Origin of the sequence: Kitasatospora sp. NPDC093102 (assembly GCF_040683915.1) — a bacterium.
Lineage (GTDB): Bacteria > Actinomycetota > Actinomycetes > Streptomycetales > Streptomycetaceae > Kitasatospora.
Map to the genome: position 1 here is coordinate 78,219 of NZ_JBFBFA010000022.1, position 24,609 is coordinate 102,827.

Here is a 24,609-nt window from a genome sequence, read left to right on the forward strand (position 1 = left end):
GGCCGACCCGGCAGCGCGGCCGGTGTCGGGCTCGGTAGCGCGACCGGTGTCAGGCCCGCCAGCGGTATCGGCGTCAGGCCCGGGGCGGGTCCACCGCGAAGAGCTGCTCCTCGACCTGGTCGAGGGCGACGCGCAGGGCGCCCATCGCCACCACCTCGGAGCCGAGGGCCGCCAGGGCGACCTCGGGGGCGCGCAGGGTGAACTGGGCCAGGCGTTCGCGCAGTGGGTCCAGGACGCCGTCGAGGCCGGCCGCCCAGCCGCCGATGACGACCAGCTGCGGGTCGATGGCCAGGACGAGCGCGGCGACGCCCTGGACGAGGCGGGTGAGGAAGCGGTCCATGGCGACCTTGGCGACCTCGTCGCCCTCCCTGGCCAGCCGTAGCACACGGGCCACGGCGGCCTCGTCCAGTGGGTTGAGGGGCTTTCCGGTGGTGGACAGCAGCCGCTCGGGGGTGACCTCCTGGCCGAGCAGGTGCAGGGCGCCGATCTCGCCGGCCGCGCCGCCGAAACCGCGGTGCAGCTTGCCGCCGATGAGGGAGCCGGCGCCCGGGCTGAGACCGGCCATCACGAAGACGACGTCGTCGGCGCCGACCGCCGACCCCTGCCAGTGCTCGGCGATGGCGGCCAGGTTGGCGTCGTTCTCGATCAGGACCGGGCAGCGGAACGAGCGCCGCAGGCGGGCGCCGAGGTCGAGCCCGGTCCAGCCGGGCATCGCGGTGCCCAGCCGGATGGTGCCCTCGCGGTCCACGATGCCGGGGGTGCCGATGCCGACCGCCCACAGGTTGTCCCGGGAGATGCCGGCCTTGCGCAGCACCTCGGCGACGGCGGTGCGGACGGCGGCGAGCCGGTCCTCGGCGTCGAGGGTCTCGTCCACCGGCTTGAAGTGACTGCCCACCACCTCGCCGGTGAGGTCGGACAGGATGACCCGGATGTCGTGCACGCCGATCTCGATGCCGAGGATGTGCCCGGCCTCGGCGCGGAAGCGGAACCAGCGGGCCGGGCGGCCGCGGCGGCCGGTGACCGGCTGGCCGTCCTCCCTCGGCTGCTCGACCTCGGCGACCAGTCCGGTCTCGACCAGACCCTCGATCACGCCCTCGACCGTAGGGCGGGAGAGCCCGGTCTCGCCGACGAGCTGAGTGAGGGTCACGGAGTGGCCGTTCCGCAGCGCCCGAAGCGTGACCGCCGCGTTGATCCGCCGCAGCAGCGAGGAGTCTCCTCCGGTGAGCCGATCCGCCAATGCGATGCCCTTCGCCGTTCGCGCGACTGCCCTGGCGCGCGGTGTCGAGTGCGCGGTGCCCACCGAATGGCCCGCGGGGGTGCGCCCCCGGAGAACGCGGCACGGCGGCAGGGGGCCGCCTGCGCGAGGGCCGGAGGACAAGCGGAGCCTACCCGGGGACGGGCCCGGGCGGCGAGAATCCCCGCAGCTCATCCCGGCTTCGGTATCGAAATGGTACGGATCGGGTGGCGGTGTGTGATCCGGACTTCACCGCCCGGCCACGGCGTGCGGGTAGGGGAGCCGCCGGGTCCGCTCCGACCAGCGGGAACGCGCGGAGGAGGGCGCGGGCCGAGCCCCGTCAGTTCACCCGCGCCGCGAACAGCCGCTGCCCCAGCAGCCCCATCGGGTGCCCGTCCTCCGGCAGCGTCAGCACCGTCGGGCAGCCCGCGGCGGCCAGGGCCGCCCGCCAGTGCTCCGCCGGACGGGCGGTGAGGCCGTGGGCGTCGCCGGTGATCAGCAGGTCGAGCTGTTCGGTGGTGGGTGCGAGCAGCAGCAGCCGGCCGCCGGGGGAGAGCAGCCGGACCAGCGCCGGGACCTCCTCGGCGGTCCGTCCGGTCGCCGTGGCGAGGACGAGGTCGTAGCGGCCGCCGTCGGGGGCGGGATGGTGTTCGGTGCTCTGCCGGGGCCGGGCGGCGAGGGCGCGGGCGACGGCCGGCTCGCCGCCCTCGGAGTCGAGTTCGAGGACGCGCAGCGGCCCCGGTCCCTCGTGGGCCTCGGCGGTGCCGCGCACCAGCGCGCCGAGGGCGGCGCCGAGGTAGCCTCGGGCGGCGGCCCGGCGGACCGGGGAGGCGGCCGGTCGCGGGGCCTCCTCACCGGTGATCAGCCGGGGCAGCCGCAGGGCGCCGCGCCGGACCCGGTCCAGGGCGGCGGCCGGGCCGAGCCCGTCCGTCCAGGTCTCGACGGCCGGGCGCCAGGCCTCCCGGACCTCGGCGGCGCTCGGCCCGGGCCCGCCGCGAAAGACCGGGCCCTGGGCCCCGCCGTCCTGACGGGTGATCAGGCCGTGCCGGGCGAGCGCGTCCAGCCAGCGGACGACCCGCGGGCGTTGGGCGGGAGTGACCATGGCGGCGGCCAGCACCTCGGCCTCGGGGTAGCTGCGCGCGGGGTCGGTGAGCACGCCGCTCTGCTGGAGGGTGTGCAGCAGCGCGGCGAGCACGGCCCGGTCGAGCCGGGCGCCGAAGTCGCGGACCTGCTCGGCGGTGACGCCGATGCTGTGCTTCCAGGCGGCGGCCGAGGCGCTCTCGGCGTCGGCGCGCAGCCGGCGGTCGGCGGCCTCGGCGTTGCTGTCCGGGGCGCGGACGTGGGCGAGGACGGCGCCGAGCGCGTCGACGGCGGCGTACACGTCCTCCTGCCGGGGCTCGGGGCCGATGTGCAGGACCAGGCGCAGCGCGCCGAGGTCGTGGGCGGCGAGGCCGGGCTGCCGGCTGAGCCGCCACAGCAGCGCGGAGGGCAGGCTGAGGTGGGTGGCCCGGTCGGCGGCGACGGCGGCGAGCTGCTGCTCGGGCCGCTGCTCGGGGTCGCCGCAGTGGACAGTGCCGCCGGCCAGCAGGGTGGCGAGTGCGAGGTCGACGGCGAGGTCGCCGACCGGGTGCAGCACGGTGTGCCGGATCGGTGGCGTGCCGAGGACGCCGGCCCAGTAGCGCAGCCGCTGTTCGGCGGCCCGGGCGGCGGAGGGTGGCAGCGCGGCGTGTTCGGCGACGCGCCGGGCGAGGGCCCGGGGCAGGCCGCCCGGCGGGGAGACGCCGAGCAGCAGGCCGATGCCGCTGATCGCGCGCCCGTCGGCGACGACGGCGGGTCGGTCGCCGAGCTCGCGCAGCGCGCTGACCAGGGCGGGAGTCGTGGGCACGGTGATCACTCCGGGGTGCGGGGCGGAAACCGCACTACTGAACCATGTGGTCGGGGCGGGAAAGACCGCCAGCAAGTCAAGGTTCTGTAATGATTTTCATATCGGAAAGCCAAGCTGTTGAGGTGAAGTCGCCGCGAAGTGGTCGGAACTTCGCATTCCGGAAGGTCCGTGCGATCCCTTGACAGGTGGTTCGGGTACTGGATCAATGGAGCCACGTGAGCTGACCGAACGATCGGTAGGTGGCTCCGGGCAGGCAGAGCAGCGAAGGAGTGACGATGACCGGCACCGCACCCGTCCCGCGCCGACACCTCGGGGAACCGCTCCCGCCGGAGCTGCTGGACGCCGGCGAGCGGATGGGTCCGGAGGAGCTGCGCGCCCATCAGCTCACCCGGCTGAGGGCCACGCTGCGGCACGCGTACGACAACGTCGAGCTCTACCGCCGCAAGTTCGACGCCGTCGGGGTCCGCCCCGAGGACTGCCGCACCCTGGACGACCTCGCCCGCTTCCCCTTCACCACCAAGGCCGACCTGCGCGAGGGCTACCCCTTCGGCATGTTCGCCGTCCCGATGGAACAGGTCCGCCGGATCCACGCCTCCAGCGGCACCACCGGGCTGCCGACCGTGGTCGGCTACACCGAGAACGATCTCTCCATGTGGGCCGACGTGGTCGCCCGCTCGATCCGCGCGGCCGGCGGCCGGCCCGGCCACAAGGTGCACATCGCCTACGGCTACGGGCTGTTCACCGGTGGCCTGGGCGCGCACTACGGCGCCGAGCGGGCCGGCTGCACCGTCATCCCGGCCTCCGGAGGCATGACGGCCCGCCAGGTGCGGCTGATCCTGGACTTCGAGCCCGAGATCATCATGGTCACCCCGTCCTACCTGCTGACCCTGCTGGACGAGTTCGAGAAGCAGGGCGTCGACCCGCGCAGCACCTCGCTGCGGGTCGGCATCTTCGGGGCCGAGCCCTGGACGGAGGAGATGCGGCGCGAGATCGAGGAGCGGCTCGACCTGCACGCCGTCGACATCTACGGCCTCTCCGAGGTGGTCGGCCCGGGCATCGCGCAGGAGTGCGTGGAGACCAAGGACGGGCTGCACATCTGGGAGGACCACTTCTACCCGGAGGTCGTCGACCCGTTCACCGACGAGGTGCTGCCCGACGGGGAGGGCGGCGAACTGGTCTTCACCTCGCTCACCAAGGAGGCGCTGCCGATCATCCGTTACCGCACCCGCGACCTCAGCCGGCTGCTGCCCGGCACCGCGCGGCCGGCCTTCCGGCGGATGGAGAAGGTCACCGGGCGCAGCGACGACATGATCATCCTGCGCGGGGTGAACGTCTTCCCGACCCAGATCGAGGAGATCCTGCTGCGTACCCCGGGCGTCGCGCCGCACTTCCAGCTGCGGCTCGGCCGACAGGGGCGGCTGGACCACATGACCGTCCGGGTGGAGGCCCGGCCGGAGGCCTCGGCCGATCAGCGCGAGGCGGCGCGGGCGGGGATCGTCCGAGCGGTGAAGGACGGGGTCGGGATCACGGTCGCGGCCGAGGTGGTGGACCCGTACACGCTGGAGCGCTCGGTCGGGAAGATCAAGCGGGTGGTGGACGAGCGGGGCTGAGTCGGGCCGCGGACGCGGGGAGGCGTGCGGCGCGCGGGCCTGTGGACGCACCCCCGTGCCGGCCGTGCGGACGCACCCCCGTGCCGGCCGTGCGGACGCACCCCCGTGCCGGCCGTGCGGACGCACCCCCGTGCCGGCCGTGCGGACGCACCCCCGTGCGGGCTCTATGCTGCGGGGCATGCCGAGTGAGCTGCCCACTCTTCAGCCCGCCGAGGACCTCGCCTTCATCCGGCGTGAGACCGAGCTGAAGCCCGTCCCCTTCGTGCCCGAGATCGGCCTGCACATGGCCGAGGACGCCATCGCCCTGTGGGAGACCACCGAGCGGGCGCGCGGGGAGGCGGGGCTGCCGCCGCCGTTCTGGGCTTTCGCCTGGGCGGGCGGGGTGGCGGTCGCCCGCTACGTGCTGGACCACCCCGAACTGGTCGCGGGCCGTACGGTGTTGGACGTCGCGGCCGGCTCCGGGCTGGTCGGAGTGGCCGCCGCGCTGTGCGGGGCGACGGAGGTGCGCGCCGCCGAGATCGACGCCTACGCGGTGGCCGCGATCGGGCTGAACGCCGAGGCCAACGGGGTGCGGGTGGAAGGCGCCCTGGTGGACCTGGTGGACGGCGACGGCGGGCCCGCCGAGGTGGTGCTCGCGGGCGACGTCTTCTACGAACGGGCCATGGCCGCCCGCTTCCTGCCCTTCCTGGAGCGGGCCGCGGCGCGCGGCGCGACCGTCGTCGTCGGCGACCCGGGCCGCGCCTACCTGCCCCGGGAGCGCTTCACCGCGGTGGCGGCGTACCAGGTGCCGGTGGTCGCGGACCTGGAGGACACCGCGGTCAAGACCACCACCGTGTGGCGCCTGGGCTGACGGTCCGTCGCCCCGGTGCTCAGTCGAGCCAGCCGTGTTGGGCCGCCTTCAGGCCGGCCTCGAAACGGCTGGACGCGCCGAGGCGTTCCATCAGCGCCGCCATCTGGCGGCGCACGCTCCGGGCGGAGATGCCCAGGCGCCGGCCCGCGACCTCGTCGGTGAGGCCGGCGGCGAGCAGAGTGAGCAGTTCCCGCTCGGAGGCGCTCAGGCCGGTCCGGGTGTCCTTGGAGCGGTCGGCGCCGAGCGGGACGGCGGAGCGCCAGGTCTGCTCGAAGAGGGCCACCAGCGCGGCGACGATCCCGGCCTGACGGGTGCACAGGGCGCCGAGCCTGGTGTTCGCGGGATCGATCGGGACGACGGCGATCTCGCGGTCGAAGAGCAGCATGCGCGGCGGAAGCGTCGGGCAGGTGCGAACCTCTCCGCCGCTCTCGGTCATCCACCGGGCGTAGGCGAGGGTCGGGGGGTCGTTGCGCGCACTGTCCTGATAGAGGGTCAGAAGTGAGACCCCGCGGCGCATGGCCGCCTCGTCCAGCGGCCTCGACGCGTCGAGGCTGTCCTGCGACTGGGCGCCGCCGGGCATCACCGCGAGGCACTCGTCGGAGACACCCCGCGCGAGGGTCTCAAGCTTGAACTGGATGGCGTCGAGCCCGTCCAGGCGCTCGGTCGTGGCGTTCGAAGCGGTCGAGCCGTCGGGTAACAGGCTGGCGTACTCGGCCACCACCCGCGCCGCGGCAGCCCGGCTCAACTCCAGCTGCTGCCGCCGGAGTTCGATCTCGTCCTCCTCCTTCTGCAGGATGAGGTCCAGGGCGCGCTCCGGGTTGACCGGGCACAGGGTGCCGGGCAGGTCCCGGGACGGGCGCAGGAACCGAAGGTCGGCGAGCCGGTCCAGCGTGCTGCGTACCGCGCTCTCGGACAGGCCCACCTGGGCGCAGAGTTCCTGCATGCTTCCGCACGGATCGATCAGCATCGCCCGGTAGACGGCCTCCGCCTCGCGGTCCAGCCCCAACCTGTTGAGCATGGCGCACCTGCCCCCCGGTAGCGCGGCGATTAAAATCGCCGCCAGCATAAGGCTCGCCGGCTTTCCCCAGCAAGTAAGCGCTCATGGTGCGCGAACCATTCCGATCGCCGACCGTCCGGTAGGGCGTCCGGTAGGGGTGGAATGTTGCGAATCGACTACTATGATCGCTTCGATGCCGGTGCTCGCGGTACTCTGAGTGGCCGGATGATCGGAGGTTCTCAGGGTGGACGCAGATGGAGCCCGCGGCCTTCCGCGCCCGCACCCGTCCTCCGGCCGCGCCCGGAAGATCGCGGAGCGGCTGGACGGGCTGATGGCGGCGGAGGCCGCCAGGATCGGGCGGAAGCCGCCCGCCTACCGGGAGTTGGCCGACCGGATCAACCGGATCGCCGGACACAACGTCATCTCCAAGGACACCATTCGCAATCTGCACCAGGCCGAGACCCAGAAGGGGCAGCCGCCCAACCCCACGGTCGAGACACTGGACTGGCTGGGCCTGGCGTTCGGCATCCGGTCGGGCGCGGCCTACTTCCTGGACGACGCCAAGGCCGCGGCCGTGGACGAGCAGTTGCAGGGCCTGGGCAAACTGGCGGGGCTGCGCGTCGCGCTGGGAAACGCGGAGGTCATCGGCCTCGCGCAGCGTGCGTCGGGGCTGTCGGACAACAGCCTGAACATGCTGGTCGCCCTCGCCGACCGGTTGAGGGCGCTCGAAGAGGAGGCGGCCGGCCGGCCGGCCGCCCGGACGTCCCCCAGCGGTGAGGGCGAAGACCGCCGCCAGTAGGGTGGGTGGCGAACTGTTACCTCACGGAGGATCCTTCGCTCTTCCATGCCCGTACCCCGGAGCCTGCGCAGGCGTTGCGAGGACATCCTCGCGAGGACGGAGCTGCCCGACCCGTTCACGGTGGAGGGGTTCCGTGAGGCACTGGCGCGGCGTCGTGGCCGCCCGATCGTCATGGAGCCGCTCCCGGAACTCGGTCACGACACCCCGTGCGGCCTGTGGGTCGCCCTGCCGAGCGTGGACGTCGTCTTCTACGAACAGCACACCAGCCCGGCGCACCAGGACCTGATCAAGCTCCACGAGCTCGGTCACGTCCTCTGCGGTCACACGCGGAACATCGAACTCGGCCGATTCGCCGAGCACTTCACCGACCTGGCACCGGAACTTCTGGCACAGGTCCTCGGCCTGGCCCGCAGCAACTTCACCACCGTCGAGGAACAGGAAGCCGAGATGATCGCCGTGCTCCTGGCCGACCTGGCCGGTGCCGACCGGGTCGGAACCCCGTCCTCACGCCGCCTCGTGGCAAGCCTCGCCCACCCGATCCGCCGGCTGCGACGCTGGCGAGGAGACTGATGCTCACCGTCTACCGGGTTGTCCTGCCCGCCCTGCTGTGGACGCTGACGATCTGGCGCGCCCCCTCCACGCTCGGTGGCTCACGTCCCGCCCGCTACCTGTGGGGGTTCATCGCCTCGATGGCCGTCGTGGTCAGCACGATCCATCCCGAGGTGGAGCGGTTCGTCCGGGTCTGCACCGGTTCCCCGGACGTGGTCATCCTCCTCAAGCACCTCTTCGGGTTGGCGGCGTACTACTTCACCCTGGAGTACGTGATCGCGGTCCACGGCCGGAGGCCACGGCGGAAGACGGCCGAGCGGCTGCGGATCGTCCTCCTGGTGGCCGCCGCGCTGGCCCTGACCGCGCTGTTCGTCCTCTGCTTCGAGCACGACCCCGGCGTCGAGGCGCGGATGGTGACCGACGCCCACCTCGGGGATCCGTCCGTGAAGCTGTACGAGGGCATCGTCTATGCCTACCTCGGAAGCTCCACCGCACTGTCGGCCAAACTGTTCTGGTCGAACCGGCGCAGCGTGCCGCGCGGCCTCCTGCGGGCGGGCCTGCTGTCCATGGCGGCCGGCTGTGGCGTCGGCTTCGTCTACACCCTCTACCGGGTCTGCTTCCTCGCCGGTCGGGAGCGGTCGCCGTCATCTGAGGGCGCGCCGGTCGATCTCCCCTCCCAGTACCTGCCCGTGGCCGCCATCTTCCTGGTCGTCGTGGGCCTCGCCCTGTCCCCGCTGCTGACGGCCGTCCGCTACGTCGAGGACCAGTGGGCGTTGTGGCGGCTCTACCCCCTCTGGTCCGACCTGATGGAGGCCGCGCCGACCGTGGCGTTCGGCCCCAGGGTCGGGCGGGCACGCGACCTGTTCACACTCGGGGACCGGACCCTCGACGTGGCCCACCGCGCCTTCGAGATCCGCGACGCCGCGCTCGTCCTGCGGGACCGGGCCATCGCGACGGGCGCGGGGCGATCTGACACCGCCGACGCACCGCACGACGACGTGGACGCACGGGCCCGCACCGAGGCGGCGTGGCTGTTCGCCGCCCTCCATCCCGATCGCCGGGCCGGTGCCGCCGACACGCTCCCGGGCCCGCCGGGAGCCAGGACGCCCGGGGAGGAGGTGGCGTGGCTGCTCAAGGTCGCGGCCGCCTACACGCCACTGCGCGCGGGCGCGAGGACCTCGGCGTCCTGATGCGGTCAGGCCGGAAGCGGACGGGGGCGGGACCTTCCGGCGCCGTCCACCGGTCAGCAGGATGGTGATCACCGGGATGGCGGCCGGGCCGCCAAGTCCCAGTGCGTACAGAGCGCTTGGTCCCGATCGCCGTTCGTTTCCTGGGGGAAACAGCATGTCCGAAATCGTCCGACTGATCACCGCCGCGTCCGCCACCGTCGCCCTGTCCGGAACGGCGATGCTCGTCGTGTCCGCCGTCTCCGGCGCGGTGGCCCCGGTCGGCATCGGCTGGGACTGACCCGGTGGTTCCCGTCCGTCTCACCTTGATGCCGACGGGACCGAACACGCCCACGGAGGACGTGATCCACGCCCTCGAAGACATCCTGTGGGCTCACGCGACACCTGAGATCGCCATGGAACACCTCCGGGTGCGGGCGGTCCCGGCGGGGATCGGGATCGTCCTCTACATCCGTGCCGCCACGATCGAGACCGCGCGAGCCAGGGCGCGGCGCCTCGTGGCCGACGCGCTCGCCGCGTCGGGCATCGGCATCGGCGGATACACCGTCACCTTCCAGTGCTGACCCGACCGGCGGGTGGCGCCGCTCAGCCGGCGTGGCACCGAAACGCGTCCACGGCCGGCTGCCCACTCACGTCCTGAACGGGAGACACCCACGCACATCCTGCGTTCCGCGACCCGCGCGACCTCGGTCGTCATGGTCGCGGGCCTGTCCGCGCTCGCCCTCGGCGTCGACCCGGTGAGCGCCCAGCCGGCTGAAGCCGTTCGCCCTACGCAGTCCTTCACCGCCGTCGACCGCGACGAGATCTGCGCCGCCTGGGACGACAAGGTCTCCGTCGTCCTGCGCGCGCCGGCAGCTCCAGGTACGTCCACCGCGCCGCTGAGCGGACCGTGCCGCGTGCCCCCCTTCCTGCCCAACTCACCTTCAGGAGAACCCGAATGTCGACGAAGCGCCGAGCGTCTCGCATCGTGACCACCCTGCTCGCCGCCGGACTCGCCGTCACCTCCCTGGCCGCGGTGCCCGCCGGCGCGGACACCGTGGTGTCCGGCGGCGAGGCCGTCACCTCCACCGGATCCCTCGGCAACTACGCCGCGCCGAACGGCCCGGTGACCCGCAGTCAGGCTGTCAACCGGGCCAAGGACTGGGCCGACAACCAGGTGCCCTACAGTCCGAACGGCCTTTCCTCGCCGTTTGGGTGGTGGGCGGACGACGCGACCGGCGGCCGCTACCGGGAGGACTGCTCGGGCCTGATATCGATGGCCTGGCAGCTGGACAGCAGCCTGACCACCGACTCCCTGACCAATGTCGCCACCCCGATCAACTTCAGTCAGCTCCGCCCAGGCGACGCGCTGAACAACAAGGCGGACGGCCATGTGGTGCTCTTCGCCGGCTGGGTCGACCAGTCCGCGGGCACCTTCCAGTACTACGCCGAGCATCGTCGCGGCGTGCCGACCAGTCTCGGGACCGGCAACCTCAGCGATCCGAACAACATGGTGGACGGCCACCCGGTACGCAACTACCAGGCCCTGCGCTACAAGCGGATCATCGACGCGACGCCGTCGGGGATCGGTGTGTACCGGCCGTCGGACCGGACGTTCTATGTCGCGGACAGCCATGGTTCGCCGGTGGGTTACAACACGTACGGGAATGCCGATGACGTTCCGTTGGTGGGGCATTTCGCGGGTCCCGGTCGGGACACGGTCGGGGTGTACCGGCCGTTGACTCAGGAGTTCATCCTGAGCAGTGACAACGCCAACCGGGCCGTGTACTCGGTCTTCGGCAACAAGGACGACGTGCCGTTGGTCGGTGACTGGGACGGTACCGGCAAGCAGACGATCGGTGTGTACCGGCCGTCCGAGGGGGCCTTCTACCTGACCACCGACAACCTCACGCCGAAGTACCGGATCCCGTTCGGTGACCCGAACTGGATCCCGGTCGTGGGCAACTGGAGCGGGACGGGCAAGGACACGGTCGGCGTCTACGACCCGAACTACCGGATCTTCCACCTGTCCGACTCCAACACGGCCGTCGCCGACAACCACACCATTCCGTTCGGCAACCCCAAGGACGTCCCGATCAAGGGTGACTGGGACGGCACGGGCACGGACAAGGTCGGCGTCTACCGGCCCGACACCCAGGAGTTCTTCGGCGCCGTCAACGGCACCGGCCGGCTGCTCGCCAAGTACGGCAACCCCGAAGACAAGCCCCTGACCGGCCACTGGAGTTGACCCCCGTGACACTCGCACAGCGCACAGGCCGCGGACTCCTGTCCATGGCCGCCATCATCGGACTGACCGTCTTGCCGGCCGGCCTGGGTGCCGCGCCGGCCTCGGCCGCCGATGCGCCGCCGCCGACGGCCCCGGCGCCGCTGAACCTCACCAGCGCCGGTCCGTTCTCGGACTCCTTCCGGCAGAGCCCCTCGCTCAACACCGTCCCGCTGCACGGGCTCAACGTCGGCCTGGACCAGCGCCAGCAGGGCAGCGCCCGGACCGCATCCTGGACCAGGACCTCCGGCCGTTGGGACACCGCGTCGCCGCCGGACTCCTCCTACGTGCAGGTCAGCACCGCCGACCAGCCCAACCGGCTGGTGTTCGGCACGGGCCTCTCGGCCGTCATGCTCGGCGCGCCCGTGATCGCCGACGCCGACGGGACGTACACCGTGTCGACCGTGACGGACCCGGTGGTCGGGGACACCTCCAGCGGCGACTGGGCCTCGCTCGTGCTCAGCCGCAGCCACCGCGCCAACGGGTACGTGACCAGCGGCGACGTCGACCTCGGGCTGATCGTCACCTCCTCCGGCCGGCTCTCGCTGTTCCACGGCGGGGGCGGCGAAACCCCGTTCTGGCAGGGGACGGTGAAACCCGCCGACCGGTACGCCGTCTCGCTGAAGGTGTCGACCGGCGCTGACAAGGCCGTCACCCTGACCGTCAACGGCACCGCCTTCCCGATCGCCGGCCCGGCCTCGGTCAACCGCTGGCCGAGCAGTGCCTTCCTCTACCTCGGCGCGTACATCTCCGCCCCGGGCGAGATCACCACCTTCGGCGACGGCACCGGTACCGGCGTGAACGTCAGCCGGATCGACGCCAGTGCCACGGCCGACGCCAGGCGCTTCGTGGACACCTTTGACGGCTCCCCGACCGGCACCGACGACGGCCTCAACGACGACCTGAGTGCCCGCCAGCCCACCCTGGTCTCCGCCAACTACACGGCGGTGTCCGGCGCCAAGGGCCTGGCGGCCGGCCCGCCGGCGGGCTCGGTGAGGGTCAACAGCCCGGACGCCCCGAACGTGCTGTCCTTCTCGCAGGGCACCGCGGCCGTCCGGCTGAACAAGCCCGCCACCGCGGACCTCTCCGGCTCGTACACCGTGCACGTCCGGCTCACCCCGGCGGTCGGCCGCACCAGCGGCACCGACGCCGCCACGCTGCTCGTCAGCAACGCCTCCGGCGCGACCGGGGCGGTGGACGCCGACGACGTCGCGCTCGGCCTGCGGGTCCAGGCCGACGGCTCGCTGAAGCTGTACCAGGGCGGCCGGACGCTGCCCCTGCTCACCAACACCGTCAGCCCCGGCTCCGGCACCTACGACGTTTCCCTCGCGCTCACCGGCGGCACCGCCCGGCAGGCCACCGTCACCGTGAACGGCAGCACGGTCTTCGCCGGCACGACGCCCGCCGCCCTGCCGCGCGACGGCTACGTGCACCTCGGCTCCCAGCGCGCCACCCCCGGGACCGTCGGCACCGTGGACGACCTGCGGGTCAGCATGCTCGGCGGGCTCGACTACTACGGCTACTACGACATCATGGACCCGGACTCGCCCAACAACAGCGTCGACCACAGCGCCGAGGTGGCGTCGTGGACGAACATGAACAACTTCACCAACCAGGACCTCACCGATCCGCGCTACGCCGGCTTCCTGGACTACTGCCGCCCCGCCTCCTGCGTCATCGACGTCAGCAAGGTGGTCGTGCAGCCCGACCCGACCCGGCCCGGCAAGTTCCGGCCCAGCCCGGACACCCCGGCGGCCCTGGCCGCGCTGGCCTCCCGGATCGGTGCCAACCTGGACAAGGTCTCCGCGGTCTACACCCTCGACGAGCCGTACTACCAGGGCTTCACCGCCGACCAGGTGCAGACCGAGGTGAACCAGGTTCACGCCGCCTTCCCCGGCAAGATGCTCGCCTACACCACGGACCTCTACAACCTGACCGCGCCGGTCCCGAGCGGGGCCGACCTGGTCGGCTTCGACAACTACTGCCCCGGCCGCGCCACCATCGAGCAGAACCTGGCCTCCCTGCAGGGCGCGCTCGCCTCGCCCGACCAGCACCTGGTGCTCTTCCCGGAGTCCATCGCCCCGGACCCCGTGGGCTGCGGTAAGGCCACCGACGCGGTCGTCGCCGGCAACAACGCCGACTACCGGGCCGTCGCCGCGCAGCACCCCCGGGTCGTCTATCTGCAGAACTTCCGCTGGCTCAACGCCCAGCAGGCGACCGACATGCCGCTGACCACCCGGCAACAGCAGCACATCGGCCGGGCCGTCATCGACGCCACCCCGACCCCGGCCCCCGCCGGCGTCGGCGTCTACCGGCCGGGTGACCACAGCATCAGCCAGAACAGCCACAACGACGTGCCCCTCGGCAGCTCCGGCCCCTCGCCCCTGTTCACCGCCCCGGACGACGTCCCGCTGACCGGCCACTGGCAGGGCCCGGGCCTCGACACCGTCGGCGTCTACCACCGGGCGACGTCCACCTTCGTGCTACCGGGCGCGGACGGCACCACCACCTCGTACCGGTTCGGCAACCCGGGGGACATCCCGGTGGTCGGCGACTGGAGCGGGCGGGGCCGAACCACCATCGGCGTCTACCGGCCCGACGAGCAGACCTTCTACCTCAGCGACGACAACGCCACGGCCACCTCCCACGTCAAGTACGGCAACCCGGGCTGGACCCCACTGGTCGGCAACTGGAGTGGAAGCGGCCGAACCACCGTCGGTGCGTACGACCGCGACACCCAGACGTTCCACCTGCGCGACAGCAACACCCCGGGCCCCGACGACCACAGCTACCGGTTCGGCAACCCCGGAGACACCCCGATCAAGGGTGACTGGGACGGTACCGGCACCGACACCGTCGGCGTCTACCGCCCCGACACCCAGACCTTCTACGGTTCCGCCAAGGACGGCACCATGGCCGCCTACAGCAGCCGCTTCGGCAACCCGGGGGACAATCCGCTGGTCGGCAACTGGGGCTGAGCGGGCACGGCACGATCGTGCGGCACCGTGGGGCATCCGCCCCACGGTGGCGCACTGCTGCCGTCAGCCGCGCAGGCGGGCCAGCCAGGCCTCGACCTCGTCGGAGCGGCGCGGGAGGTCGGCGGAGAGGTTCTCGTTGCCGTCCTCGGTGACCAGGATGTCGTCCTCGATCCGCACCCCGATGCCCCGGTACTCCTCCGGCACCGTCAGGTCGTTCCCCTGGAAGTAGATGCCCGGCTCCACGGTGAGCACCATGCCCGGCTCGAGCGGACCGTCGACGTGCTCCTCGGTGCGGGAGTGGGCGCAGTCGTGGACGTCGATGCCCAGCATGTGGCCGGTGCCGGCCAGGGTGAAGCGGCGGTGCAGGCCCAGCTCGTACACCTTGTCCGCGCTCAGGTCGCCGAACAGGCCCCAGGAGGTGAGGTGTTCGGCGAGCTCGTGCTGGGCGGCGTGGTGGAAGTCACGGAACTGCCCGCCCGGCCGCACCGCCGCGATGCCGGCCTCCTGGGCCGCGTACACGGCGTCGTAGACCTTGCGCTGGAGCTCGGTGAAGCGGCCGTTGACCGGGAGGGTGCGGGTGACGTCGGCGGTGTAGAGGTGGTTGGTCTCCACGCCCGCGTCGAGCAGCAGCAGGTCGCCCGGCCGGGCGTGGCCGTTGTTGCGCACCCAGTGCAGGGTGGTCGCGTGCGGACCGGCCGCGGCGATGGTGCTGTAGCCCACGTTGTTGCCCTCGACCCGGGCACGGACGAAGAAGGTGCCCTCGATCAGCCGCTCGGCAGTCTCGGAGTCGGTGCCGAGGACGCGCACCACGTCCTCGAAGCCGCGGGCGGTGGCGGCGCAGGCGAAGCGCAGCTCCTCGATCTCGAACTCGTCCTTGACCAGGCGCAGCCCGGACAGGAAGACCTCGAACTCCTCGTCCCGCTCGGCGACCGCCCGGTCCGCGAGGGCCTCCTCCACGCCCGCGTCGTGGCGGCGCAGCACCCGCACCGGGCCGGTGGCGGCACGCAGATCGGCGCGGACGGTGCGGATGTCCCGGCAGGGCAGACCGAACAGCCGCTCGCTCTCGGTGAGGCTGTTGCGGCGGCCGTCCCACAGCTCGCCGTGGTTGTCCAGCCAGAACTCGCCGTTGTCGGTGCGGGAGCGGTCGCGCAGGTAGAGCACCGCCTCGTGACCGCTCTCCCCGGTCGGCCTGAGCACCAGGAGGGCGTCCTCGGACTGGTCGCCGGTCAGGTAGGCGTAGTCGGAGGAGGGGCGGAACGCGTAGTCGGTGTCGTTGGCCCGCACCTTGGGGTTGCCGGCCGGGACCACCAGCAGCTCGCCGGGGAAGGCGGCGGACAGCTCCGCGCGGCGGCGGGCGGTGTGCGCGGCCTGCGGGACCGGCTCCAGGGCGGTGCGCTCGGTGTCGGCCCAGCCCTGCTTCATGTTCTCGGCGAGTTCGTCCGTGACGCCACGGGTCAGGCCGTTCTTCCGGTACTTGATGGTCTCGGCGGGCTCGGTCACTACGGTCTCCTGGTGAGGGGGGTGGATGCGAGGTGCTTCGCTAGGCTGCCCCGTCCGTCGGCATGCGACCCGTACGGTATACCGAACACTGCCGGGAGAGAAGAGGTCGAGCGTGAACGATGCCGAGGAATCCGTCCGGGGCGTCCTCGCCGCCAACCTGAAGCGGGTGCGGGCCCAGCGCGGACTGTCGCTGTCCGAGCTGTCCCGGCAGGCCGGGGTCGGCAAGGCGACGCTCTCCCAGCTGGAGTCCGGGGCCGGCAACCCCACCCTGGAGACCGTGCTCGGGCTCTCCCGGGTGCTCGGCGTGCCGATCTCCGACCTGGTCGAGGCCCGGCCCGCCGGCGAGGTCACGGTGGTGCGCGCGGCCGAGACCGAGGTGCTCAGCGGCCGGGGCGTCGACCTGCGCCCGCTGCGCCGGATCGAGTCCGGGGACACGGTGTTCGAGATCTACGACCAGGTGGTGCGCACCGGCGTCGCACAGGACTCCGGCGGCCACACCGGCACCGAGCACACCGTCGTCCAGACCGGCCGGCTGGGCGTGCGGGTCGACGGCCGGGAGGTCGAGCTCGGCCCCGGCGACTACATCGGCTTCGACGCCGCTCTCCCGCACGCCTACACCGCGCTGGACGGCGAGCAGGTGCGGTCGGTACTGGTGCTCCAGTACCGGGCCGAGCAGCACGGCCACCTCGCCGAGCCGGCCCGGCCGGCCTCGTGGGGGCTCTGGCACTGAGCGAGCCGTAAGGGGGGCGATTCCCCGCACCGCCGCACGGCCTGGTCGCCGCAGGCTCCGTCCGTTCGGAATACCGAACGGCCGGACCGTGCGGCGGGACCCGGCCGCCGCTCTCGGTGCTTCCCTGAACGGCGACCTGGCCGTCGTCGCCGAGCTGATGGCCGCCGACAGGGTCCGACCGGCGGCTGACCAGCGCCTGACCACGGCATCGGAACCGGACAGCCCGGTCGTCGGCTCAGCTGAGCCGACGACCGGGCTGTCGGGGGGTGTCGGGGCGTGCGGTCAGACGGTGACCCGTTCGGCGCGCTCCGCCTGGAGGCCGGCGGGCTGCTCGGCGGTGGCCGAGGTGTTCTCCCGGGGGGCGGGGAGCACGGCCATGATCACGCCGGAGATCACGATGGTCGCCGCCCAGGCGAGCCCGTACCTGCCGACAAAAGTGTCGGAGAGCGGGCCGGCGAACCAGTCGCACTTGGTGAAGGCGAGCCCGATCAGCAGCGCGAGCACCCAGGACACCATCGCCTGCCAGCAGAAGCCGCCCTTGTACCAGTACCGGCTGTTCCTGCTGGTGTCCATCAGCCCGGCGGCGTCGTAGCGCACCGCACGCGACCGGCGCCGGAACATGTCCACCGCGTAGACGCCGATCCAGGCCGAGAAGGAGACGGCGAGCAGGATCAGGAAGGTGATGAAGGAACCCAGGAAGCTCTTGGCGACCAGCATCAGCAGCAGACCGCCGACCAGCGAGATCACGGCGTTGATGCTGACGGCCATGGCGCGCGGCAGCCTGACGCCCATGGTCTGCGCGGTGAAGCCGGCCGAGTACATGGAGAGGCTGTTGATCAGCAGCATGCCCACGATCGCGGTCAGCAGGTAGGGCACGGCCAGCCAGGTCGGCAGCAGGTCGCCGAGGAAGGAGACCGGGTCCGCGGCCTGTGCCAGGCCGGGCGAGGCCACCGCCATCACGGCACCCATCAGCACCATCGGCACCATCACCAGGCCGGCGCCGGAGACCGTCACACCGACGATCTTCCTGCCGGAGGCGGCGTGCGGAAGGTAGCGGGCGAAGTCCGGGCCGGTGGGGACCCAGCTGATGCCACCGGCGGCGATGGTCCCGATGCCGGCGATCATCATCGCCGTGGTGCCCGCGGGCTTGGAGAAGACCTCGCTCCAGTGCATGGTCGCGACCAGGTAGCCCAGCACCAGCACGCTGAAGACGCCGAAGAGGTACGTCGACCAGGTGTTGCAGACGTTCAGCGCCTTGCGGCCCATGCCGGAGACCAGGAAGGTGCAGGCGACGAAGGCGAAGAGCGTGATCACGATCAGCGCGGTGTTGCTCTTGACGCCGAAGAGCAGGTCCAGGACGGTCAGCACGGCGTAGGCACCGGTGACGGCGTTGATCGTCTCCCAGCCGAACCGGGCGATCCAGAGGATCGCGCCGGGGAAGAGGTTCCCGCGCACCCCGAAGGTGGCCCGCGAGAGGGTCGCGCCCGGCGCCCCGCCCCACTTCCCGGAGACCGACAGCACGCCGACCATGCCGAACGAGACGAGCGCGGCGCACGCGGCGACGATCAGGACCTGCCAGAAGTTCAAGCGGTTGAACACCACCAGGGCCGCACCCATGGTGAGAAGCAGGACGCTGATGTTCGCCGCGACCCAGGTCGGGAAGAGCTCGCGGACTCTGCCCCGGCGCTCGTGGTCGGGGACGGGGTCGATACCGCGGGTCTCTATCGCGCCGTCGGTGTCGGCGGTGGACAGGTTGTCCATGAGGGTGGCTCCGTGCGTGTGAAGCGGGAGATTAATCGGGCATATGGAACATTTATGGAACTCTTCGCGCGTAGCACGGGAGTTGCTCCATCCTACTTTGTTCCGGATGTGACCCGATTGTGCGGTTGCTCACCGACGGTGAGGCGCCGGGCGGCCGGGCGGGCTCTTCGGCGCACCCGCCGGTGCGCCCGAGGCCGAAAAGCGGGTGCCGCCGGCCCGTCGGATGGAGCAGCATGATCCGTATGTCCGACACCTCAGTACTCACCCGCGCCGAGGCCGTCGAGCGCCACCGGTTGCTCGACGTCCGCACCGTCCACCTCGACCTCGACCTGACCCGCGGCCGGGAGGTGTTCGGCTCCACCACGGTGATCCGCTTCGGCTGCACCACCCCGGGCGCCGGGACCTACGTGGACGTCAAGCCGGCCGGACTCCGCCGGGTGGTGCTGAACGGCCGCGAACTGGACGTCGGCGCACTGCGGTCCGGGCGCTTCCCGCTGACCGACCTGGCGGCCGACAACGAACTCACCGTCGAGGCCGACATGGCCTACTCGCACACCGGCGAGGGCATGCACCGCTTCGCCGACCCCGCCGACGGCGAGGACTACGTCTACACCCAGTCCTTCCTCGACGACGGCCCGCGGGTGTTCGCCTCCTTCGACCAGCCCGACCTCAAGGCGCGCTACACGGTGTCCGTCACCGCGCCGCCGCAGTGGACCGTGGTCGGCAACAGCGTGGGCCGCCAGGTCTCGCCCGGCCGCTGGGAGTTCGCGCCCACCCCGGCGATCAGCAGCTACCTGGTCTCCGTGGTGGCCGGCCCGCTGCACTCGGTGCGCGCCGAGCACGACGGGATCCCGCTCGGCCTGCACTGCCGCCGCTCGCTCGCCGCCCACCTGGACGCCGACGCCCCCGAGCTGCTGGAGATCACCCGGCAGGGCTTCGACCACTACCACCGGGTCTTCCGGCACCGCTACCCCTTCGACAGCTACGACCAGTGCTTCGTGCCGGAGTTCAACCCCGGGGCGATGGAGAACCCGGGCTGCGTCACGCTGCGCGACGAGTACGTCTTCCGCTCCGCCGTGGCCGACACCAAACGCGAGGAACGCGCCCTGGTGGTGGTGCACGAGATGGCGCACATGTGGTTCGGCGACCTGGTCACCATGAAGTGGTGGGACGACCTGTGGCTGAACGAGTCCTTCGCCGAGTACATGGCCTACAGCGTCACCGCCGCCTCCACCCGCTTCACCAGCGCCTGGACCGGCTTCGCCGCCGACCGCAAGACCTGGGGCTACGACGCCGACCAGCGCCCCTCCACCCACCCGGTGGCACCCGGCACGGTGGACGACACCGCCCAGGCACTGCAGAACTTCGACGGCATCTCCTACTCCAAGGGCGCCGCCGCACTGCGCCAGCTGGTCGCCTGGCTCGGTGAGGAGGCTTTCCTGGCCGGAGTCAACGACTACTTCGACGAGCACGCCTTCGGCAACGCCACCCTCGACGACCTGCTCCGGGCGCTGGCGGCGGCCAGCGGCCGCGACGTCCACGGCTGGGCCGACCGCTGGCTGCGCACCACCGGCGTGGACACCCTGCGGTTGACCGACGGCCGGATCGAGCACACCTCGGCCGACGGCGGGCGGCGCCCGCACCGGCTGACCGTGGGCCACTACCGACGCACCGCCGAGGGCACCCTGGAGCTGGCCGACCGCGTGCCCCTCGACCTGGCGGCCGACGGCGCCGTGGCGCAGCCGGGCGCTGCCGAGCTGACCCTGCTCAACGACACCGACCTCAGCTTCGTCAAGATCCGTCTCGACCCCGGCTCCTGGCAGACCGTGCGCTCCTCGCTCGGCGCCGTGCCCGAGGAGCTGGCCCGGGCGGTGCTCTGGAGCGCCGCCCGGGACCAGGTGCGCGACGGGGAGCTGGCGCCCGGCGAGTACCTGGAACTGGTCGCCGCCCACCTGCCCGGCGAGACCTCGGTGCACCTGGTGGACGCGGTGCTCTCCTTCGCCCGCGAGTTCGTGGTGGACTGCGCCGTGCCGCCGGCCGGGCGGGCGGCGGCGCTGGCCGGACTGGCACAGGTCTGCCGCACCCTGCTGCGCCGCACCGACGGCGAGCCGGACCGTACCGGTCTGCGCCTGGTGGCCGTGCGCGGCGTGATCGGCACCGCCGTCGGCGAGTCGCAGGCCGCCGAGCTGCGCGGCTGGCTGGCGGCCGGCACGGTGCCCGGCGGGCCGCTGCTCGACCCGGACCTGCGCTGGCAGCTGCTGCTGCGGCTGTGCGTGCTCGGCGCGGCGGGTGAGCCGGAGATCGCCGCCGAGCTCGCCGCCGACCCCAGCGACACCAGCGAGCAGGGCGCAGCCCGCTGCCGCGCCGCACTGCCCGACCGGGAGGCGAAGGAGGCCGCCTGGCAGGCGCTGTTCCACGGCGAGCTCTCCAACTACCTGGCCACCGCCACCGCCAGGGGGTTGTGGCAGCCCGAGCAGGCCGAGCTGCTGGACGAGCTGACCACGCGCTACTTCGAGGAGCTGGGGTCAGCCGCCGGCCGCCGCGGCCCCGCACTGGCCCGGGTGCTCACCACGGTGGGCTTCCCCGCCTTCGCCGCCACCGAACGGACGGTGCGGGCCGCCGAGGCCTGTCTGGCCGACCCGGACCTCACCGCGGCGACCCGGCGCGGACTGGTGGACCAGCTGGACACGCTGCGCCGCGCGGTCCGGGCGCGGGCACTGACCGAGCAGTAGCACCCGTCGAGCGACGGGCGGCGGCGCGACCCGGGTGGCCGCGCCGCCGCATTCCACCTCACCGCCGTGTCAGGAACAGTGTCACCGCTCGGTCCAAGGCACCGACGCTCTTCGCCCGGGCGCGTGGCCGTCAACCGGCTGGGCGGGTCTCCGTCTTGGGGCGCGAACGGTGCGGGAACGGTCCGTGAATTGTTCCCCGGTCGGGTGACTGTCCGGTCGGCCGCCGTGGCCCTGCGGGCATCATGGGCCGCGACCGGGACGTCGCGGAACAGGGAGTCGACCGATGGGAAGGCCGATGGCGGAGTTCGGCTGCGTGAAGTGCTACGGCGAGGACGAGCGGGCGGTGTGGGGGCGGCAGCGGGAGGGCTTCGAGCACGAGGCGGAGGTGGTGGACGGCTCGCGCTTCTCCGTCAACCTCCGGCGCTGCCGGGACTGTTCGCAGCAGTTCGTGTGGATCTTCACCGAGGTCGTCGACTGGATGGGCGGGGACGACGCCCAGTACGTGACGATCATGCCGCTGACCGTCGCCGAGGCCACCGGCCTGAGGAGCGGGACCCTGCGCCCCCACGACCTCGGCGCGCTCGGCCGCGGCCGCCGCCACCTGAACCACGACTGGCCCACCGGCGGCCCGGCACGGCTGCACTGGCGCTCCGGCCGATTCCTGATCGACCTCGGGGCCGCCCGGCCGGACGTCATCGAGCGGCTGGTCGTCGTCCTCCGCAGAGGTATGCGGCCGTAGTCGGAGCCGGCGCCGTCACCGCCGGAAGTCTCGCGCTGGCGGCATCGGTTCTCCTGCTGATTCCCGAGCGGGTTTCCCCTGCCGCGAGCGCCTTGGTGTTCGCTCTCGTATTCCTCGCAGCCTCCACGGGCGCACTCGTACTCGTGGCGGGGTGGATGAGGGTGCGGACATGGCAACGTGGGCTTCGAGGTGACTCGAAGCCCACGCCGTTTCTCCGTTCCTCAGCCGTCGTTGAGGGCGTAGCTGCGGAAGGTGGCGAGGAGGGGCAGCACCTCGGTCCTGCTGGGATCCTCGGTGACGGCCCGCATCGCGTCGATCACGGTGTGGGCGATGATCTTGGTGACGGAGAGGTCGTCAGGGGCCGAGAGGGCGCCCCAGGCCTTGAGGGTCTGGTTGAGCAGGGCGCTCATCCGGGCACCGATGTTGGAGCTGACGGCATCGGAGATCTCGGCGATCTCCTCGTCGCTCATGGTGGCGCGCAACCCGAAGGCGAGCGCCATCAGGGTGTCCATGGCGTGCTCGCCGTACACGGCGACCAGCGCCGGCAGTGGCCGTTCACCGGCACTGCCCGCCGCCAGGGCGGACAGCGCCTCGTCGTCGTCCTTCCATGCCGCCTCCAGGGCGGCCAAGGCCCGCAGGGCCTCGTCCATGGTCAGCCCGTCTGTCATGGAAGGAACGGTATTGAGCCGTCCCGGCTTCCGACAGGGCCGGGAGCCGGGATCACCCCTTCGAGCGAAGGGGGGCCGATTCGGGCCGGTGGAGGCTCGCGAAGTGCTCCACGTCCCAGCTGCCGCCCAGCTCGGGGGCCAGCGAGGCGTACGCGAGGGTGGCGAAGTCCTCGCCGCCGCCCGCCCGTTCCGGCAGCGCGCCGAGCAGCGGGGCGCCGGCGCAGCGAGGCAGGTCCGCGAGGTTGCAGCGTTCGGCGAGGCCGGGATCGCTGGGCCAGGAGCCGACCAGGACGCCCGCGAGGGGGAGTTCGCGGGCCGCCAGGGCCTCCGCCGTGAGGGAGACGATGTTGAGCGTGCCGAGCCCGGCGGAGGCGATCAGCAGCACCTCGGCGGGGAGCCCGGCGTCGAGGACGGCCCGGGCCTGGTCGGCGAGCGTGCGGCCCTCGCCGTCGTAGCGGACCAGCAGCCCGCCCGCGCCCTCCACGAGGACGAGGTCGTGGGTGGAAGCCAGTTCGGCGACGGCCTCGGCCACCTCGGCGGGGGAGAGGTACGGCATCCCGGCCCGCCGGGCGGCCGTGTCGGGCGCCAGCGGTTCGGGGTAGCGCACCAGCTCGCGGAAGGTCAGCTCGCCTGCCAGTCGGCGCACTTCGGCCGCGTCGCCGGGCTCCTCCGGGGAGACCCCCGTCTGCCCGGGCTTGAGTACGGCGACCTTCAGCCCGGCCCGCAGCGCCGCCGAGGCGACCGCCGCGGTGGCGACCGTCTTGCCGACGTCGGTGTTGGTGCCGGTCACGAACAGGATGCGCGCGCTCATCCGGCCACCGCCGCGGCGGTCACGGCGGCGGCGATCCGCGCCACGTCCTCGTCCTCCGTCACATAGGGCGGCATGGTGTAGATCAAGTCCCGGAACGGCCGCAGCCAGACGCCCGCGCGGGCGGCCGCCTCGGTCGCCGCCGGGACGTCCACCGGGTGGTCCAACTGCACGACGCCGATGGCGCCCCGGACCCGGACGTCGTGCACGCCGGGGACGTCCGCGGCCGCCGCGAGGCCCTCGGTCAGCCCGGCTTCGATCCGATGCACCTCCGCCGACCAGTCCTGCCCGAGCAGAAGCTCCAGCGAGGCGTTGGCGACCGCACAGGCCAGCGGGTTGCCCATGAACGTCGGCCCGTGCGCGAGCACCGGCACCTCGCCGCGGCTGATCCCGTCCGCGACCTCGCTCGTGCACAGCGCGGCGGCCAGCGTCAGGTAGCCGCCGGTCAGCGCCTTGCCCAGGCACATCACGTCCGGCGAGACGCCCGCGTGGTCGGCGGCGAACAGCGCGCCGCTGCGCCCGAACCCGGTGGCTATCTCGTCGAAGACCAGCAACACCCCGTACCGGTCGCACAGTTCGCGCAGCATCCGCAGGTACCCGGGGGAGTGGAATCGCATTCCGCCAGCGCCCTGGACCACCGGCTCGACGATGACGGCGGCCAGTTCGTCGGCGTGACGGGACATCAACTCCTCGAACCGGGCGGCGTATTCGGGATCGACCGGGGCGTCGAACCCGGCGGGCGGCTCCGGGGCGAACAGCTGGCCGGGCAGCACCCCGCCCCACAGGTGGTGCATCCCGCCGTCCGGGTCGCACACCGACATCGGGTGGAAGGTGTCCCCGTGGTAGCCGCCGCGCCAGGTGAGCAGCCGGCGCTTGGCCGGCCGCCCGGTGGACTGCCAGTACTGGAGGCACATCTTCATCGCGACCTCGACGGCCACCGAGCCCGAGTCGGCGAGGAAGACGTGCTGCAGCGGCTCCGGGGTGATCTCCACCAGCGTGGCCGCCAGTCTGACGGCGGGCTCGTGGGTGAGCCCGCCGAACATCACGTGGCTCATCCGTCCCAGCTGCTCGCGCACCGCCTCGTCCAGCACCGGGTGCCGGTAGCCGTGGATCGCCGCCCACCAGGACGACATCCCGTCGACCAGCTCGCGCCGCCCGCCCGCGACCGGTTCGGCCAGCCGCAGCCGAACCCCTGAGGCGGACTCGACGAGGTACGGGGTGACCGTCCCGGGCATCGGCCCGTACGGGTGCCACACGTGGGCGCGGTCGAGGGCGAGCAGGCTGTCGGCGGACGGCTGGAGCATGGTGGGCGGTTCTCC

20 protein-coding genes are annotated in these 24,609 nt (G+C 72.4%); 12 read left to right on the forward strand and 8 right to left on the reverse strand.

Translation table 11 applies throughout. The features are described 5' to 3' along the window. Positions 1-73: 73 nt before the first annotated feature. Together AB0O11_RS25100 and AB0O11_RS25105 are read right to left on the reverse strand one after the other, a co-directional pair. Positions 74-1,237 carry an ROK family protein gene (locus AB0O11_RS25100; protein ID WP_363391123.1) on the reverse strand — a complete coding sequence of 388 codons (1,164 nt, stop codon included), beginning with the start codon at positions 1,235-1,237 and terminating at the stop codon, positions 74-76. 337 nt (positions 1,238-1,574) lie between these two features. Beyond that, positions 1,575-3,119, reverse strand: a complete 1,545-nt coding sequence (locus AB0O11_RS25105; RefSeq protein ID WP_363391126.1) for a hypothetical protein — start codon at positions 3,117-3,119, stop codon at positions 1,575-1,577. 275 nt (positions 3,120-3,394) lie between these two features. On the opposite strand from AB0O11_RS25105, the gene paaK reads away from it, so the two are divergent. Next, positions 3,395-4,729 (forward strand): phenylacetate--CoA ligase PaaK, encoded by a 1,335-nt coding sequence (gene paaK, locus AB0O11_RS25110; RefSeq protein ID WP_363391129.1) that lies wholly within the window; start codon positions 3,395-3,397, stop codon positions 4,727-4,729. 178 nt (positions 4,730-4,907) lie between these two features. After that, positions 4,908-5,579: a 50S ribosomal protein L11 methyltransferase gene (locus AB0O11_RS25115; RefSeq protein WP_363391132.1), complete on the forward strand. Its 672-nt coding sequence runs from the start codon at positions 4,908-4,910 to the stop codon at positions 5,577-5,579. 19 nt (positions 5,580-5,598) lie between these two features. Here AB0O11_RS25115 and AB0O11_RS25120 read toward each other — a convergent pair whose 3' ends face one another. After that, on the reverse strand, positions 5,599-6,597 hold the full coding sequence (locus AB0O11_RS25120) for a LuxR C-terminal-related transcriptional regulator (protein WP_363391135.1): 999 nt from the start codon (positions 6,595-6,597) through the stop codon (positions 5,599-5,601). A 223-nt stretch (positions 6,598-6,820) separates the two neighbouring features. Between AB0O11_RS25120 and AB0O11_RS25125 the strand changes: the two genes are divergently transcribed. From AB0O11_RS25125 to AB0O11_RS25155, 7 genes are all read left to right on the forward strand, one after another. After that, positions 6,821-7,375: a hypothetical protein gene (locus AB0O11_RS25125; RefSeq protein ID WP_363391138.1), complete on the forward strand. Its 555-nt coding sequence runs from the start codon at positions 6,821-6,823 to the stop codon at positions 7,373-7,375. A 45-nt stretch (positions 7,376-7,420) separates the two neighbouring features. After that, positions 7,421-7,945 (forward strand): regulator component, encoded by a 525-nt coding sequence (locus AB0O11_RS25130; protein WP_363391141.1) that lies wholly within the window; start codon positions 7,421-7,423, stop codon positions 7,943-7,945. Further along, the gene (locus AB0O11_RS25135; protein ID WP_363391144.1) at positions 7,945-9,114 is read left to right on the forward strand and encodes an MAB_1171c family putative transporter; all 1,170 of its coding nucleotides are present in this window, start codon (positions 7,945-7,947) and stop codon (positions 9,112-9,114) included. Before AB0O11_RS25130 ends, AB0O11_RS25135 begins: the two co-directional genes overlap by 1 nt. A gap of 154 nt (positions 9,115-9,268) precedes the next feature. Continuing rightward, positions 9,269-9,391 (forward strand): hypothetical protein, encoded by a 123-nt coding sequence (locus AB0O11_RS25140; protein WP_363391147.1) that lies wholly within the window; start codon positions 9,269-9,271, stop codon positions 9,389-9,391. A 61-nt stretch (positions 9,392-9,452) separates the two neighbouring features. Further along, positions 9,453-9,674, forward strand: coding sequence for a hypothetical protein (locus AB0O11_RS25145; protein ID WP_363391150.1), 222 nt, complete (start codon positions 9,453-9,455; stop codon positions 9,672-9,674). Between the two features lie 374 nt (positions 9,675-10,048). After that, on the forward strand, positions 10,049-11,338 hold the full coding sequence (locus AB0O11_RS25150; protein ID WP_363391153.1) for a hypothetical protein: 1,290 nt from the start codon (positions 10,049-10,051) through the stop codon (positions 11,336-11,338). Positions 11,339-11,382: 44 nt separating this feature from the next. Continuing rightward, complete coding sequence (locus AB0O11_RS25155) at positions 11,383-14,352, forward strand: hypothetical protein (protein ID WP_363391155.1); 2,970 nt, start codon at positions 11,383-11,385, stop codon at positions 14,350-14,352. Positions 14,353-14,415: 63 nt separating this feature from the next. Here the strand turns inward: AB0O11_RS25155 and AB0O11_RS25160 are convergent, their stop codons facing one another. Beyond that, positions 14,416-15,852 (reverse strand): aminopeptidase P family protein, encoded by a 1,437-nt coding sequence (locus AB0O11_RS25160; protein WP_363391158.1) that lies wholly within the window; start codon positions 15,850-15,852, stop codon positions 14,416-14,418. A gap of 112 nt (positions 15,853-15,964) precedes the next feature. On the opposite strand from AB0O11_RS25160, the gene AB0O11_RS25165 reads away from it, so the two are divergent. Continuing rightward, the gene (locus AB0O11_RS25165) at positions 15,965-16,582 is read left to right on the forward strand and encodes a helix-turn-helix domain-containing protein (RefSeq protein WP_363391161.1); all 618 of its coding nucleotides are present in this window, start codon (positions 15,965-15,967) and stop codon (positions 16,580-16,582) included. Positions 16,583-16,864: 282 nt separating this feature from the next. Here AB0O11_RS25165 and AB0O11_RS25170 read toward each other — a convergent pair whose 3' ends face one another. Then, positions 16,865-18,343 carry a cytosine permease gene (locus AB0O11_RS25170; protein ID WP_363391163.1) on the reverse strand — a complete coding sequence of 493 codons (1,479 nt, stop codon included), beginning with the start codon at positions 18,341-18,343 and terminating at the stop codon, positions 16,865-16,867. Between the two features lie 242 nt (positions 18,344-18,585). On the opposite strand from AB0O11_RS25170, the gene pepN reads away from it, so the two are divergent. Then, positions 18,586-21,075, forward strand: a complete 2,490-nt coding sequence (pepN, locus tag AB0O11_RS25175; RefSeq protein ID WP_363391166.1) for an aminopeptidase N — start codon at positions 18,586-18,588, stop codon at positions 21,073-21,075. 283 nt (positions 21,076-21,358) lie between these two features. After that, positions 21,359-21,814 carry a hypothetical protein gene (locus AB0O11_RS25180; RefSeq protein ID WP_363391169.1) on the forward strand — a complete coding sequence of 152 codons (456 nt, stop codon included), beginning with the start codon at positions 21,359-21,361 and terminating at the stop codon, positions 21,812-21,814. Between the two features lie 221 nt (positions 21,815-22,035). On the opposite strand, the gene AB0O11_RS25185 is transcribed toward AB0O11_RS25180, so the two are convergent. From AB0O11_RS25185 to AB0O11_RS25195, 3 genes are read right to left on the reverse strand one after another with little or no spacing between them, the layout of a single operon-like run. After that, complete coding sequence (locus AB0O11_RS25185) at positions 22,036-22,482, reverse strand: hypothetical protein (RefSeq protein WP_363391172.1); 447 nt, start codon at positions 22,480-22,482, stop codon at positions 22,036-22,038. 52 nt (positions 22,483-22,534) lie between these two features. Then, a complete protein-coding gene (bioD, locus tag AB0O11_RS25190) occupies positions 22,535-23,293 on the reverse strand; it encodes a dethiobiotin synthase (protein WP_363391175.1) in 759 nt (252 codons plus the stop codon). Further along, positions 23,290-24,594, reverse strand: a complete 1,305-nt coding sequence (locus tag AB0O11_RS25195; protein WP_363391178.1) for an adenosylmethionine--8-amino-7-oxononanoate transaminase — start codon at positions 24,592-24,594, stop codon at positions 23,290-23,292. Before AB0O11_RS25195 ends, bioD begins: the two co-directional genes overlap by 4 nt. Positions 24,595-24,609: the final 15 nt, after the last annotated feature.